Source organism: Streptosporangium sp. OZ121 (assembly GCF_051918885.1).
GTDB lineage: Bacteria > Actinomycetota > Actinomycetes > Streptosporangiales > Streptosporangiaceae > Streptosporangium.
In genome coordinates, this window is record NZ_JBPXMC010000037.1 from 1 (window position 1) to 14,058 (window position 14,058).

12 protein-coding genes are annotated in these 14,058 nt (G+C 68.1%); 3 read left to right on the forward strand and 9 right to left on the reverse strand.

The window, feature by feature from the left end; all coding sequences use genetic code 11:
- From ACTOQ1_RS38135 to ACTOQ1_RS38155, 5 genes are all read right to left on the reverse strand, one after another.
- The coding region (locus tag ACTOQ1_RS38135) for an ATP-binding cassette domain-containing protein (RefSeq protein WP_440072976.1) at positions 1-194 on the reverse strand (194 nt) is incomplete at its 3' end.
- Positions 191-1,372, reverse strand: coding sequence for an ROK family protein (locus ACTOQ1_RS38140; RefSeq protein WP_440072978.1), 1,182 nt, complete (start codon positions 1,370-1,372; stop codon positions 191-193). The genes ACTOQ1_RS38135 and ACTOQ1_RS38140, both read right to left, overlap by 4 nt.
- Positions 1,373-1,503: 131 nt before the next feature.
- Positions 1,504-4,962, reverse strand: a complete 3,459-nt coding sequence (locus ACTOQ1_RS38145) for a ThuA domain-containing protein (RefSeq protein ID WP_440072980.1) — start codon at positions 4,960-4,962, stop codon at positions 1,504-1,506.
- 562 nt (positions 4,963-5,524) lie between these two features.
- The gene (wrbA, locus tag ACTOQ1_RS38150) at positions 5,525-6,148 is read right to left on the reverse strand and encodes an NAD(P)H:quinone oxidoreductase (protein WP_440072982.1); all 624 of its coding nucleotides are present in this window, start codon (positions 6,146-6,148) and stop codon (positions 5,525-5,527) included.
- A gap of 475 nt (positions 6,149-6,623) precedes the next feature.
- On the reverse strand, positions 6,624-7,448 hold the full coding sequence (locus ACTOQ1_RS38155; protein ID WP_440072984.1) for an SDR family NAD(P)-dependent oxidoreductase: 825 nt from the start codon (positions 7,446-7,448) through the stop codon (positions 6,624-6,626).
- 93 nt (positions 7,449-7,541) lie between these two features.
- Between ACTOQ1_RS38155 and ACTOQ1_RS38160 the strand changes: the two genes are divergently transcribed.
- The gene (locus ACTOQ1_RS38160; RefSeq protein ID WP_440072985.1) at positions 7,542-8,033 is read left to right on the forward strand and encodes a MarR family winged helix-turn-helix transcriptional regulator; all 492 of its coding nucleotides are present in this window, start codon (positions 7,542-7,544) and stop codon (positions 8,031-8,033) included.
- Positions 8,034-8,192: 159 nt separating this feature from the next.
- On the opposite strand, the gene ACTOQ1_RS38165 is transcribed toward ACTOQ1_RS38160, so the two are convergent.
- Entirely contained in the window at positions 8,193-9,089 is an 897-nt protein-coding gene (locus ACTOQ1_RS38165; RefSeq protein WP_440072986.1) for an SDR family oxidoreductase, read from the reverse strand.
- A 338-nt stretch (positions 9,090-9,427) separates the two neighbouring features.
- Here ACTOQ1_RS38165 and ACTOQ1_RS38170 point away from each other — a divergent pair, with 338 nt between their 5' ends.
- On the forward strand, positions 9,428-10,486 hold the full coding sequence (locus ACTOQ1_RS38170; RefSeq protein ID WP_440072987.1) for an NAD(P)H-dependent amine dehydrogenase family protein: 1,059 nt from the start codon (positions 9,428-9,430) through the stop codon (positions 10,484-10,486).
- A 360-nt stretch (positions 10,487-10,846) separates the two neighbouring features.
- Here ACTOQ1_RS38170 and ACTOQ1_RS38175 read toward each other — a convergent pair whose 3' ends face one another.
- The 3 genes from ACTOQ1_RS38175 to ACTOQ1_RS38185 form a co-directional block, all read right to left on the reverse strand.
- Positions 10,847-11,353: a flavin reductase family protein gene (locus tag ACTOQ1_RS38175; RefSeq protein ID WP_440072988.1), complete on the reverse strand. Its 507-nt coding sequence runs from the start codon at positions 11,351-11,353 to the stop codon at positions 10,847-10,849.
- Positions 11,354-11,471: 118 nt separating this feature from the next.
- Positions 11,472-11,993 (reverse strand): NADPH-dependent FMN reductase, encoded by a 522-nt coding sequence (locus tag ACTOQ1_RS38180; RefSeq protein WP_440072989.1) that lies wholly within the window; start codon positions 11,991-11,993, stop codon positions 11,472-11,474.
- Positions 11,990-12,772 carry an ABC transporter ATP-binding protein gene (locus tag ACTOQ1_RS38185; RefSeq protein WP_440072990.1) on the reverse strand — a complete coding sequence of 261 codons (783 nt, stop codon included), beginning with the start codon at positions 12,770-12,772 and terminating at the stop codon, positions 11,990-11,992. Before ACTOQ1_RS38185 ends, ACTOQ1_RS38180 begins: the two co-directional genes overlap by 4 nt.
- 320 nt (positions 12,773-13,092) lie before the next feature.
- Here ACTOQ1_RS38185 and ACTOQ1_RS38190 point away from each other — a divergent pair, with 320 nt between their 5' ends.
- Positions 13,093-13,986 (forward strand): glutathione S-transferase family protein, encoded by an 894-nt coding sequence (locus ACTOQ1_RS38190; RefSeq protein ID WP_440072991.1) that lies wholly within the window; start codon positions 13,093-13,095, stop codon positions 13,984-13,986.
- Positions 13,987-14,058 lie beyond the last annotated feature (72 nt).

Below are 14,058 nucleotides of genomic sequence, written 5' to 3' on the forward strand. Positions count from 1 at the left end.
TGGTGAGCGCCCGCCAGGGTCTTGATCAGCGTGGACTTCCCGGCACCGTTCTGGCCGAGCAGGCAGTGCACCTCTCCGGGCAGCACTTCCAGGTCGACGCCGTCGAGGGCGCGCACTCCGGGGAACTGCTTGACGATCCCGCGCATGAGGAGCAGGGGGTTGGCTTCTGACATGGGGCCTCGCTGGTTCATCATGGGGCCGAGAGGACGTGGTCGCTGCTGAGCCTGGCCGCGCCGACCACGCCGGCGTCGGGTCCGAGCTCCGAGAGCACGATGGGCAGGTTGCCGGTCGCCAGGGGCAGCGACCGGCGGTAGACGACGCTTCTGATCTCCGCCAGGAGGACGTGGCCCAGCTGGGCCACTCCTCCCGCGATGATCACGAGGCCGGGGTTGAAGAAGCTGACGAGCCCGGCCAGCACCGTGCCGACCCTGCGCCCGCCGTCGCGGATGAGCCGTACCGCCTCGGCGTCGCCCATCTCGGCGGCCTTGGCGACGTCCTCGGCGGTGAGGGTGCCCGTCAGGTCGAGGCGCCGGCTCAGGTAGGCCGAGCGCCCGGCGATGGCCGTGGCCTCCCTGGCGAGGGCGGTCCCGCCGAAGTAGGCCTCCAGGCAGCCGACGTTGCCGCAGGCGCAGACGGGCCCCTGGTCGTCGACGCGGATGTGGCCGATGTCGCCGGCGCTGCCGGAGACACCGCGGTAGATCTTGCCGTCCACCACGATGCCGCAGCCGATGCCGGTGCCGATCTTGACGAGCAGGAAGTCGTCCACCTGCCTGGCCAGCCCCGAGTGGAGCTCGCCGAGGGCCATGATGTTGACGTCGTTGTCGACCACGGCGGGGCAGCCGAGGGCCTGGCCGACCGCCTCCCTGACGGGAAAGCGGTCCCAGCCGGGCATGATCGGGGGCGCCACCGGCACCCCCTCGCGGAAGCTGACCGGTCCGGGGAGGCCGATCCCCGCGCCGTACAGCTGGGTGAACAGGCCCTGCTCGCCCAGCTTGGCGATCATCTCCATGGCCTGGTCGAGCACGGCCACCGGGCCGTCGCGCACGTCGCACCGCTCGCTCAGGTGGCCGAGGATCTCCATCTCGCCGTCGGTGACGGCCACGTCGATGGAGGTCGCGCCGATGTCGATCCCGGCGAAGCGGAGATCTCCGGAGATCCGCACCAGGCCGGACCTGCGCCCGCCGCGCGAGGCCGCCAGCCCGGCCTGCTCGGCCAGGCGCAGCTCGACGAGACGGTCGAGTTCCAGGTTGAGCCGGGAGCGCGACAGGGCGGTCACGTCGCCGAGTTCGGCGCGCGACCGCGCCCCCTCGCGCAGCAGCCGGAGCAACGCGGCCTGGTGCGCGTTCTCCGGCCGGACGACGGTCCGCTTCAATACACCCTCCCTGTTCCGAGCAGGTGTGCAGAAGCTAACCCTCTTTAGGCGGGTTTGTGAATCACTTTTACCTAACAGTTCGCCGACTTTTGCCTCAATCGGCAAAAGTCGGCGAACTTGACCATGTCAGGTCAGCTCACTCGGGTGAGCCTCCACTGCTGGTTGGTGGCGCTTCCGCAGGTGGCCTGGGTCAGTTGCGTACCGTTGGCGGTCGAGGCGCCGGGCACCTCAAGGCACAGGTTGCTGGCGACCGAGGCGATCCTGTAGGTGCCGTTGGAGTTGGCGGTGAACCTCCACTGCTGGTTGGCGGCGTTGTGGCAGGTCCACTGGATGATCAGCCCACCCGGTGAGGTGGAGCCGCCGTTGACGTCCATGCACTTGCCGCTCTGGACTCCGGTGAGGGTGAAGGCGCCACCGGCCGCGGCGGCGAACCTCCACTGCTGGTTGGTGCCGGTGCCGGCCGTCCACTGGATCACCCTGGCCCCGTCGGCCGTGGACTGAGCCTCGACGTCGGCCGCCTTGGAGCTGTGCGCGGCGACCAGGTTGTAGACGCCGCCGGCCACCGGCCCGGTCGGTCCTCCTGTCGTGTTCAGGGTGAAGGAGTCGAGGTCGAACTGGTTCGCCGCGGAGGGCTTGAACACCAGGAACAGCGGGTGGCTGCCGGACAGCGCCGTCACGGAGGTGGCGGCCGTCTGCTGGTAGGTGTCCCAGCCTCCGGTGCTCGGCACGGTCGTGGTGGACAGCAGCTGCCCGGTGGGCGAGTCCGCGCGCAGCTCGATGGTGCCGCCGCCCGACGGCGAGGACAGCCGGTAGGAGACCGACGTGATCCCCTGGACGCTCATCGGCGAGAAGGAGATCCAGTCGTTGCTGGAGATGTCCCCGACGCGCTTGCCTGCCTGCGCGCCGGCCTGGTCGATGACCCGGACCCCGGAGGAGCCGGTGAAGTACTCGGCCTGCTTCTGCCGGGGCTGCAGGATCAGGTTGGCGGTGTTGGACAGGCCTCCCGCGTCGGTGTAGGTCGCGGTGAGGACGTAGAAGGTGTTGGCGTCGGCGTCGTGTCCGGAGTTCGTGGTCACGACGGTCCCCGAGCAGCCGGTGAACTGGCCCGTGTCATGGCTGTGGGTGTCGTGGCCCAGCGCCGTGACCACCCTGACCTTGGAGCAGTCGATCGTGCCGTCCTCGGGGTCGGTGACGGTCACCGTGTACGGGACCGAGTCACCGAAGTTGATCGTCGTGCCGTCGGGCGGCGAGCCGAACCTCACGACCGGCGCGGTGTTGCCGACCGTGATGGGCACCGTCGCCGAGCCGCTCTTGCCCGACGGGTCGGTGATCGTGAGCTTGGCGGTGTAGGTGCCGTTGGAGGTGTAGGTGAACGAGGGGTTCGCCGCGGTGGAGTCGGTCGAGCCGTTGCTGGTGAAGTCCCACGCGTAGGTGAAGGTGTCGCCGTCGGGGTCGGAGGAGCCCGCCGAGGAGAACTGGACGGTGAGCGGGGCCTGGCCGGAGGTGGGCGTTCCGCCCGCCTTGGCGATCGGGGAGCGTGAGCCGCCGTTGATGTAGTCGATGCGGTAGACGCCGTCGTCGGGGTTGGTGCCGCCGTAGCCGACGCCCCACTCGATCAGGTACATCGCGCCGTCGGGGCCGAACTTCATGTCCAGCGGCGACCTGAACCCGAGGTTGGACAGGAAGCGGTTGGTCTTCAGGACGTTGCCGCTGCCGTCCAGCCGCATCTCCATCAGGTAGTTGCGGCTCCACTCGTAGAAGAACGGGGTGTCGTCGAAGTACGCGGGGAACTTCGTCTCCGAGGGGTTGGCCGCGTCGTAGTGGTAGAACGGGCCGCCCATCGGGGCCGCGCCACCGCCGTTGCCCATCTCCGGCCACTCGTTGACGAGGTGGTAGTTGTACCAGACGTTGGCGGGCTTGACCGCGGGCAGGTTCGTCATGCCCGTGTTGTTGGGCGAGTTGTTCACCGGCGCCGAGCAGTTGAACTTCGCCCCCGAGGTGTTCGTGGCGAAGTTGTAGTCGTTGAACGGGATGTTGTTGCCCACGCAGTACGGCCAGCCGTAGAAGCCGGGCGACTTGATCAGGTTCCACTCCACGGTGCCCTCGGGCCCGCGGTTGGCGTTGGCCGATCCCGCGTCGGGGCCGTAGTCGGCCGCCGAGATCCAGCCGGTCTCGGAGTCCACCGAGAAGCGGAACGGGTTGCGGAAGCCCATCGCGTAGATCTCCGGGCGGGTCTGCGCGGTGCCCTGCGGGAACATGTTGCCCGAGGGGATCGTGTAGGTGCCGTTGGTCTCGGGGTGGATCCGCAGGATCTTGCCGCGCAGGTCGTTGGTGTTGGCGCTGGTCTTCTGCGCGTCGAAGTTGGCGCGGCCCGGACGCTCGTCGATCGGCGTGTACCCGTCGGAGGCGAAGGGGTTGATGTCGTCGCCGACGCCGATGTAGAGGTTCCCGCCGGGACCGAAGGTGAGATACCCGCCGGTGTGCCCCGGCTCGTCGACCCTGGTGGCCGGGATGCTGAGGAGCTTCTTCTCGCTGGACAGGTCGAGGCTGTCACCGGCGCCGTTGAGGGTGAACCGGGAGACCTGGTTGATCGCCGCGGAACCGGTCGGCGAGTAGTTGAGGTAGACCCAGCGGTTGGTCGCGAAGTTCGGGTCCAGGGCGATGCCGATCAGCCCGTCCTCACCGCCGGTGTAGACGCTCAGCGTGCCGGTGTTCACGATCTGGCCGTTGCTCTTGCGGACCAGCATGAGCTTGCCGGAGCGGGCGATGTAGTAGACGTCGCCGTTGGGGGCGATGTCCAGGCCCATCGGCTGGTCGGGCGCGCCGTCCAGCGTCACCTTCTGGTACCGGTTCCACACGGTGCCGCCGCAGTCGCCCGCGGCGTTGCCGGCCGCCCACTTGATGCCGCCGAGCACGTGCTGGCGGAAGTTGGCCTCGCTGTAGGAGGCGCTCTCGTGGCCCATCGCGGTCGCCCACACGCGCCCGCCCTCGGTGGTGCGACACCAGGAGATCGGGTGGTCGGGGCCCATCCTGTTGCTGCCGGCGTTGTAGGTGCTCTCGTCGGCGGCGACCAGGACGTGGACGTCGCCGCGCATGTTCTTGCTGAAGTTGTACCACTCCTCGGTACGGACCCAGCGGTCGGGCAGGCCCGCGGTGGAGGGGTGCTTCTTGTCCAGGACCTTGGCGGTGCCCTGCAAGATGGCCGAGTGCGCGGTCATGTGCGCGCCGCCCTGGATGAGCTGGTCCCACCAGGGGAACTGGGTCTCGATGTCCATGTCGGTGGTGTTGTGGATCGCCACGATCCCACCGCCGTCGTTGACGAACTTCTGGGTGGCCTGACGCTGGGCGTCGTTGTCCCAGACCATGCCGGAGTTCTGCAGCATGATGATCGCGTCGAAGGTGGCCAGGTTCGCGTCGTTGAACACGGTCGAGTTCGCGGACTGGACGACCTCGAAGTCGTTGGCGGCGGCGAGCTGCTGGACCATCGTGATGCCGGCCGGGATCGAGGCGTGCACGTAGCCGGCGGCCTCGGTGAACAGCAGCACCCGGAAGGCGGCCGCCTTCGCGGTTCCCGCGTTCGCCGGGGACATCGACAAACCGGAGACCACGGATAACAGGAGCAGGATCGGGACCATTAAGGCGGTGAGCGGGCGGCGCATGGAATCTCCTGGGGGGAACGAGAAGGACATGCGAAACGAACCGGACGGCCTGGGCGGGCATGCCGGAAGATCGGGAGGAAGAGGGTGGGCGAGCCGGTTGCGGCACCGGCAGAGTGGTACAAATCTCGAAATCTGCTGATTTCTAGCTTATTTCCTCCTCATTTCAGGATGGTAGGGACGAGTTCTGCCGACCGTCAAGCAAAAGATTGCTCGCGTCAAGCAGAACCTCTCGCCCGCGCTGCGAAAGCGGCCCCGGTCCTCCCGACCCCTTTCACCCGCCCTACCGGGCAATTCATCTGATTTCCACAACCTCAGCCCACCGTCCGGACCGTTCCACAATCGCCGGAAGTCATCATGAACCTTTCATGCGACGAACCTTTCGGGCGCCGGTCGAGACCGGCGCCCGCTCCGGTGGCAGGCCTGACGCGTTCCAGGACACCTTCCTGGGGCTCTTCCGCTCCATGCGGCCGGCAATTGCCGGAAGAGCCGTCCGTCAGGCGGCGTTTCCTCGCTTGAGCGCCCGCCCGAGCCGCACGACACGCTCGGCCTGGTGGCGGGCGGCGTTGCGGGTGTCATCGTCGATCGAGCCCAGGTCGGGGCCGAACACCGCGTGGTGTGAGGTGCCGTACGGGTTGCCGTCGACGTACTTGACGGGGTCGGTGTAGCCGGGCGGCGCGATCAGGCCACCGAAGTGGTAGATGCTGTTGTAAATGGCGAGCAAGGTCGACTCGTGCCCACCGTGACGGGTGCCGGTCGAGGTGAAGGCGCTGTAGACCTTGTCGGCCAGCGCATTCGTCTGCCAGAGGGGAGACAACGTGTCGATGAACTGCTTCAGCTGAGCGGCGACGTTGCCGAACCGGGTCGGTGAGCCGAAGATGACGGCGTCCGCCCAAGCGACGTCGTCAAGGCTCGGGGCCGGCACCTCGGCGGTGGCCGCGTGGTGGGCGGCCCAGAGCGGATTCGAGTCGATCACGGCCTGCGGTGCCAGCTCGGGTACTTTGCGGACACGGACATTCGCACCGGCGACCTCAGCCGCTTCGGCCATTTCCTTGGCGATCGCCGTTCCGGTGCCCGTCGAGGAGTAGTAGATCACGGCAAGGTTGACGATATCGGACATAATGGGTCCTCTCTTGTGAAGGGTTCAGGAATTCGTGATGTGCCGGGCGGTTGATCTGCGGTATGCGCAAGAAAGCCCGCGGTTGAGGGTTCCAGCCGGTTCGCCCCGACGGGCGAGACCTGGGGAGAAGGGCCGGTCACCCACGGCATCCGGCCGGGCGCGGGCACGCAGGCCGGCACGGTTCACATCGTTGCGTCGTTGTTTCCGCGTCTCGGCGTTCCGGCGTCTTGCCGAGCGGTCATGTGGTCTGCTGATCCATGGTCAACGGATCATGACCTGCATGGCACGCATTTCGTATCCGACGATGCCCCCCTTGGATGTGATCCGCGGTGGCGGGGGCATTCGCACGCCCTCCGGCGAGAACGGCTCGCATCGTCAATGGGGATCCGGAAAGGGAACTCTCGGGCATGGTCACCGAGTTCACCCGGACGTCACTTGATGGTGGTCGTGGTCGAGGCGGTCGTGCGCCGGCTGCTCAGGCTCCGGCCAGTTTGCGACGATCCGAGAGCGTCGGCAGGTGACCGGTCGTTCCACCGTCGACGTTGATCCGCTGGCCGGTGATGAACTTCGACTCGTCGGACGCGAGGAAAACGACCGCGTTGGCCACATCGGCTTGTTCTCCGACGTACGCGAGCATCTGGGAGTCGAGGACCAGCTTCACCGGCGCGACGTCCTCCAGGGGGTGTGCGCCACCGGGCGCCTCTGGTGCGGCGGGCGGCGGGATCAGCCCCGGAGCCACCGCGTTGCAGCGGATGCCGAGATGGCCGAACGAGGTGGCGATGGACTTCGTCAAGTAGTCGATCGCCGCCTTGCTCGTGCCGTACGAGACCAGTGCGAGGTCTCCGCCTGCGGCCTGAACCGACGAAGTGTTGATGATCGATCCACCCCCGGCTTCGGCCATCAGGGGGATGGCGTGCTTGCTGCCGAGGAAGACGCTGACCATGTTCACCTCCAAGGTCCGCATCAGGTAGTCACGGCTGACACCCACCACGTCGGTGTCCTGTTTGATCCAGTCGCTGCCTACCAATCCGGCGTTGTTCCACAGCACATCGAGCCCGCCGTAGGTCTCCTTGGCGAATGCCACGACTCCTGCGATGTCGTTCTCGACGCTGACGTCACCGCCGTACGGCGCGACGTCGAAGCCCTCCCCCACGAGCTCCTTCGCCCGCTCGTGGACGGACGAAGACAGGTCCATCATCACCACGCGTGCCCCCTCGGCCGCCATGGCCCGCACTCCCGCGAACCCAAGGCCGCCCGCGGCACCGGTGACGATCGCCACCTTGCCCTTCAAACGGTCCATCTATCTCCTCCTCGCGAAGTAGTTGAAATTTCAGCACCTTCCCCTACGCTAGCATAAGGTGCTGAAATTTCAACTAACTCGTGCGAGGTCGAGATGACGGAGACCCGGTGGCTTGACGAGGAGGAGCAGCGGACGTGGCGCAGCTTCCTGATCGCCAGCAGGCTGTTGTTCGATCGACTGGAACGAGATCTGAAGGAGGAGGCGGATCTCTCCTTCACCTACTACGAGATCCTCACCAGGCTTTCGGAAGCACCCGGACGCTCGATGCGGATGGCCAACCTCGCGGCCGCGTGTGTCTTCGACCGCAGCAGGCTGAGCCACGCGGTCGACCGGCTGGTGCGCGACGGCTGGGTCCGCCGGGTGCCGTCTCCCTCGGACGCGCGTGGCCAGCTGGCGGAACTCACCGACGAAGGCATGGAGCAGGTCCGGCAGGCCGCCCCCCGCCACGCCGAGCAGGTTCGGGCACTCATGTTCGACCGCCTCACCCGTGAGCAGCAAGAGGCCTTGCGGGAGATCAGCGAGGCGCTGGCCACCGGGATGGTCGACGTGCGGAAGCTCATCACGATGGGCTGGCCGTCGCAGTGACGCCCGCGAAGCCTTGGCCGGAAGAGCCGACCCGCGCCTAGGGGATTCGCCCCCTGCCCCTTCGACGCGAACGAAAAGGGCGCCCTCGAAACGAGAGCGCCCTCGAACGTCCGGCCGGCCGTCACGGCCACGGCGGCCGCCCCGGCCGGTGCGTGACCGTCAGAGCATGGCCTTCATCGAGGCGGTCGCCTGCTGGCCGAGAGTGGTCGGGGTCAGGTACGGCTGCTCGGCGAGGATCGCCTCCCAGTTGTCCCGGATGTCCTCCACCGTGTGGTCGTCCTGCCGCCAGCCGGGCCCCTCGGCCACGAACACCCGGGCGATCCGGCCGCCGCCGACGCTGAAAACCTCGCCGCTGGTCTCGCAGGCCTCGTGCGCCAGGAAGGTCACCAGGGCGCTGACCCGCTCCGCGGTGAATTTGGCCTCGAACTCGGCGGGCAGGATCTCCTCGGTCATCCGGGTCCAGGCGATCGGCGCGATCGCGTTGGCCTTGATCCCGGCCCTGGCACCCTCGATGCCGAGCGTCTTGGTGAGGCCGACCAGGCCCATCTTGGCGGTGGAGTAGTTGGCCTGGCCGAAGTTGCCGAACAGCCCGGCGGGCGAGGAGGTGTTGATGATCCGGCCGTACCCCTGCTCCTTGAGGTAAGGGAACGCCGCCCGGCTGACCAGGAACGAGCCGCGGACGTGGACGGCGAGGACCTGGTCGAACTCCTCGACGCTGATCTTGCCGAAGGACTTGTCCCGCAGGATGCCGGCGTTGTTGACGACGATGTCCAGCCGCCCGTAGGTGTCGATCGCGGTCCCCACGATCGCCTGGGCCCCCTCGGGAGTCGCGACGTTGTCGGTGTTGGCGGTCGCCTCCCCGCCGTTCTTCCTGATCAGCTCGACCACCTCGGCGGCCGGGCCCGCGGAGGCGCCGGTGCCGTCCAGTGCCCCGCCCAGGTCGTTGACCACCACCTTGGCGCCGCGCTCGGCGAGCGACAGCGCGTGCGAGCGGCCGAGTCCGTGCCCGGCGCCGGTGATGACCGCGACCCTGCCGTCAAACCGCAGCTCTGACATCCGCAACCCTCCCACGAGAACATAATTCTAGTCGTTTGAACAATAGCTCGCCCGGCCCTCGTGATGCCATGGGGATCCTCGGGACACCACCTGCGAAATCACCGGGACGACATCCGCCGAACCATGACGAATCGCCGGAGAGACCTTCCCTGCACCGGCCCGGCACCGGAAAGAAAGGCGCGGAGTGGTAACCAAAAACGCGTGGGATCATTGCGGATAGTAAGCACGCGTGTTAATTTCTGCTAAAGTTTTTGCCCCACACGGGCGAGGGTCAACGACGACACCCCTCACTTTTTCCTAGTACGGCCCCGCCCAATATTTTGGGCTGGAGGCCCTATATGTCCTTATCGCCGCCCCTGCGCGTGGTCCAGTGGGCCACGGGCGCCGTCGGCAGATACTCCCTGCGCAGCGTGATCACCCGGCCGGAGTTCGAACTGGCCGGAGTCCTGGTCTACGACCCGGACAAGGTAGGACAGGACGCGGGGACCCTCGTGGGGCTCCCCGAGGCCGGTGTCACCTGCACCGACGACGTCGAGGAGATTCTCGCCACGGAGGCCGACTGCGTGCTGCACATGCCGCTGCCGGCGTCCTACTTCGGCGGGGAGTATCCGAGCGACATGGAGACCATCTGCGCACTGCTCGCCGCCGGCAAGAACGTCATCACCACCACCGGGTTCGTGTATCCCAAGTGCTACGGCCCGGGGGTGGTGGAGCGCCTGGAGGCCGCCTGCCGCGCGGGGGGCACGTCCCTGCACGGCACCGGCGTCAACCCCGGTTTCATGAGCGACATCCTGCCGCTCACGCTGACCGGCCTGTCCAGCCGCGTCGACCACATCTACGTCCGGGAGTCCTCCGACTTCCGGGGGCACCCTTCCCGGCAGATCGTGGTGGACCTGTTCGGCTTCACGCGTTCGGCCAAGGACTACGTCGCCGCCGTGCGCCCCTTCCGCGCCTTCCAGCGCTCGCTGTTCGCCGAGAGCGTCCAGTTCGTGGCCGACAACCTCGGCGTGGCCCTCGACGAGGTCGAGGAGAGCGACGAGTTCGAGCTCGCGTCCGAGGAGTTCGAGATCAGCGCGGGACTGGTCAGGGCGGGCACCGTGTGCGCGTCCCGCTGGATGTTCAGCGGGCTGGTCCGCGGCCGCCCCTTCATGACGGTGGAGTGCGTCTACAAGGCCGACGCCACCCGGGTGGAACGCTGGGCCGATCCCGGCTTCAGCGTCCACATCGAGGGTGTGCCCCAGCTGATGCTCACCGTGGGTGAGATCTCGCACGGCCTGGCCGGCGCCGCCGCCCACGCCGTGAACTCCGTCGCCGCCCTCTGCGCCGCCCCACCGGGCATCCGCACCGCGGTGGAGCTCCCCCTGGCCACCGGCCGGGGCACCGTCCGCCTCGCCTGAGGATCCTCCTCGGCCCCCTCCGAGGCATCCCCCGCGTGGACACTCCACGGCTCCGCCCCGCGGGCGGGCCGGACGAGCCGCATGATGAGCCTGGGTACGACAGATAGAAGTCTCATTCACGACAACTGGCATATGTAATGCCATAAGTGAGAAATTGCGGCAATCAGCATTTCATTCAACAAACGGATCTGCGGGCCTCCGCGCGTGCGCCAATGCGCCGGCCGCCCGCGACACCTCCGGTTCCCGCGCCGCGCCCCCCTCCCGCGCCGGCCGCGGCACCCGCGAGGAACGCTCCGGCGCGGACGTCCCCCGCGAGATCGGCCGGAGGGTTCCCGCGGGATCAGGAGGGATCGAGAGGGGTCAGGGGTGCGGGATGAAGCGCCCGAAGCGGCCCTGGTGATACAGGAGCGGGCGTCCGCCGGGTTCGAGGCTGGTATCGATCACGAGTCCGACGACCAGGACGTGGTCGCCGATGTCGACGGTGGAGTGGGGAGCGCAGATCAGGTGGGCCGAGACGCCCTCCAGCAGCGGGACGCCCAGGTGCCCGGGAGTCCAGGAGGTGGGGGCGGCGAAGCGGTCGACGCCCTTCCTGGCGAAGCGCGAGGCCACCTCGGCCTGGTCGCTGGCCAGCACGTTCACCGCGAAGTGGTCCGCCTGCCTGAGCCAGGGCCAGGTGGTCGAGGACTGGTCCACGTAGAAGGAGACCAGCGGGGGCGTGAGGCTGACGGATGAGAACGAGGTCGCCGTGAGACCGACCGGCATGCCCTCGACCTGAGCGGTGACGACGACGACTCCCGCCGCGTGGACGGCGAGCGCCTGCCGGAAACGCTCCGCGTCGACCGCCCTGCCGGACAGTGTCTCGGTCATGCCGCCTCGCTTAGGACTGTGTGGGTTACTGTGAAGATGATCCACTTCGTCACTTTTTCCCCTTTAAGGAACAAAGGACACTACTCAAAACCCATGGGAGCCCCTATCTCTTCCCGCGTCACGCGGGAGCCCTTTTCCCGAGTGCCGCGATCACCTGCGGGCCGACCCGGTCTGCCCAGGGACCGAGGGCGGCGTCGAGGTCGGGAATCCGCGACTCCAGCAGCGCGAGGCCCGGGGTGGGCACCGTCGCCCCCAGCTCCACCAGCAGCGGGCGGAAATGGACCTCCACCGCCGGCGAGTGCCTGGCGTCCCCCATCACCAGGAGCGGCAGCGCGACGGCCGAGGCGAGCGCGCCGCCCGGCAGCCGGTCGAGGAACACCTTGAGCAGGCCGGTGTAGGTGGCCTTGTAGGTCGGGCTCGCCACCACCAGCACGTCGGCTCCGGCCACCAGTTCCAGCGCGGCCCTCACCTCCGGCGCCGTCTCCGGGGCGAACAGCAGCGGGGCCAGGGCCGCCAGGTCGACGACCTCGGGAGCCTCCCCGTCCCCGATCCGCCGGGCGACGGCCTCCGCCGCCCGGACGGCTACCCCGTGGGTGCGCGATCCGGGCCGCGGGTTTCCCACCACGGTCACGATGCTCATGAGGCCACCGGCGCTTTCTGGTCGACGTCGGAACGGAGAAGCTTCCACACCTCGTGGCGGTACTCCCCGAAGCGGGAACCGCCCCTCGGATCTCCCTCGCGGGAGCCGAGATCCACCTCGACGGTCCGCCCGATCCGGCCGGGCCGGGACGTCATGACCGCGACCCTCCGGCCGAGGTAGACGGCCTCGTCGATGCTCCGGGTGGCGAACAGGATCGTCATACCGGTCTTCTCCCAGATCCGCACCAGTTCCTCCTGGAGCGACTCCCTGGTCCCGGCGTCCAGCGCGGCGAACGGCTCGTCCAGCAGCAGCACGGCCGGATCCGCGGCCAGGCTCCTGGCGACGGCCACGCGCTGGGGCATCCCGGGGGAGAGCTCGTGGGGATAACGGTCACCGAACTCGCCCAGCCCCACCAGGTCCAGATACCCCCTGGCCAGCTCGGCGCGCTCCCCCTTCGTGGCGGCCCTGCCCTCCAGCGCGAACTCGATGTTGGACAGCGCCGTGCGCCAGGGGAACAACGCGTACTGCTGCAGGACGATCCCCCGGCCGAGACCGGGGCCGTCGAGGGGGACGCCGTCCAGCAGGATCCGGCCGGTGGTCGGCGCGGCCAGCCCGGCGATCAGGTCGAGGAGGGCGGACTTGCCGCAGCCGCTCGGCCCGACCAGGGTGAGGAGCTCCCCCTCCCGTACGTCGAGGTTGACGTCGTCGAGGGCGGCGAAGGAGCGGTGGGTGTCGCGGCCGGTGAACTCCTTGCCGACCCCCTGGATCCGGAGTCTCACCGGGCACCTCCCCGGAGGGCACGAACGGGGATGACGGGAGCGGCGGGGAGGGGGATGGGGACATGTCTGATCATGATCACGAGAGGCGTCCTATGCGTCCTGTGAGGTGTGGGATGGGACGGCGGGTGGATTCATGATCACGGACACTGTGCGCTGAACACGCGGCAGAGGTCGACGTGCGCGCACCGAGTCAGATAGATGCCCATACCGGAGAAGCTACGCATCGCTTCGCGGTAAGTCAATATTTCCTACTGGTTGTACATGAAATACCTCGGCGGAGGGGGTGCCTCTCCCGGCCGAAGGTCCCGTACCGTCGAAGCATGAAGCTGGAAAAGGAGATCTCCGGCGGCGGTCGCTTCGAGAGGCAGCCGAACCGGTTCACGACGCGGATCGAGGCGGGCGGCGAGCACCCGCCGGAGCCCGGCCGCTACCAGATCTACGCCTCCTACGCCTGCCCGTGGGCGCACCGCTCTCTCATCGTCCGCGAGCTGCTGGGCCTGCGGGAGGTGGTCGGGGTGACGATCGTCGACCCGATCAGGGACGAGAAGGGCTGGCGGATCCCCGGGGGCGACCCGGTGACCGGGGCGGAGTACCTCTCCGAGCTCTACCTGGCGACCGACCCCGGCTACGAGGGCCGCTACACGGTGCCCTGCGTCTGGGACATCACCGCCGGGCGCCTGGTGACCAACGACTACCCGCAGATCACCCTCACCCTGGAGACGGCCTTCGCGCCCTGGCACGCCGAGGGCGCCCCCGACCTCTACCCGGAGGAGCTTCGCGAGGAGATCGACGCGCTCAACGAGGTGATCTTCCGCGGTCTCAACAACGGCGTCTACCGGGCCGGGTTCGCCCGCTCGCAGGAGGCGTACGACGAGGCGGTCACCGACGTTTTCGCCACGCTCGACCTGCTGGAGGAGCGGCTGTCCACCCGCCGGTACCTGCACGGCGACGCGCTCACCGAGAGCGACGTGCGGCTCTACCCGACGCTCGCCAGGTTCGACGCCGTCTACAACTCGCACTTCAAGTGCTCGGTGCGGCGGCTGATCGACTACCCGGTCCTGTGGGCCTACGCACGCCGGCTGTACGCCGTTCCCACGTTCCGCGACACGACCGACTTCGACCAGATCAAGCGGCACTACTTCGTGACGCAGCCGAACGTCAACCCGAGCGGGATCGTGCCCCGGGGGCCGGAGGTCGACTGGACCGCTCCCTGAGACGGACTCCGGTAGGGCTTGAAAGTTTCATCCGACAAATCGGTCATTGACCCGGTGAGCGAGTGGTCGGGG

What these genes read in the sequence shown, in the direction of transcription:
- ACTOQ1_RS38180 (WP_440072989.1), bottom strand. Translation starts at nt 11,993, where the DNA reads ATGAGCATCGTGACCGTGGTGGGAAACCCGCGGCCCGGATCGCGCACC.
- wrbA (WP_440072982.1), bottom strand. Translation starts at nt 6,148, where the DNA reads ATGTCCGATATCGTCAACCTTGCCGTGATCTACTACTCCTCGACGGGC.
- ACTOQ1_RS38175 (WP_440072988.1), bottom strand. Translation starts at nt 11,353, where the DNA reads ATGACCGAGACACTGTCCGGCAGGGCGGTCGACGCGGAGCGTTTCCGG.
- ACTOQ1_RS38190 (WP_440072991.1), top strand. Translation starts at nt 13,093, where the DNA reads ATGAAGCTGGAAAAGGAGATCTCCGGCGGCGGTCGCTTCGAGAGGCAG.
- ACTOQ1_RS38165 (WP_440072986.1), bottom strand. Translation starts at nt 9,089, where the DNA reads ATGTCAGAGCTGCGGTTTGACGGCAGGGTCGCGGTCATCACCGGCGCC.
- ACTOQ1_RS38145 (WP_440072980.1), bottom strand. Translation starts at nt 4,962, where the DNA reads ATGTCCCCGGCGAACGCGGGAACCGCGAAGGCGGCCGCCTTCCGGGTG.
- ACTOQ1_RS38160 (WP_440072985.1), top strand. Translation starts at nt 7,542, where the DNA reads ATGACGGAGACCCGGTGGCTTGACGAGGAGGAGCAGCGGACGTGGCGC.
- ACTOQ1_RS38170 (WP_440072987.1), top strand. Translation starts at nt 9,428, where the DNA reads ATGTCCTTATCGCCGCCCCTGCGCGTGGTCCAGTGGGCCACGGGCGCC.
- ACTOQ1_RS38155 (WP_440072984.1), bottom strand. Translation starts at nt 7,448, where the DNA reads ATGGACCGTTTGAAGGGCAAGGTGGCGATCGTCACCGGTGCCGCGGGC.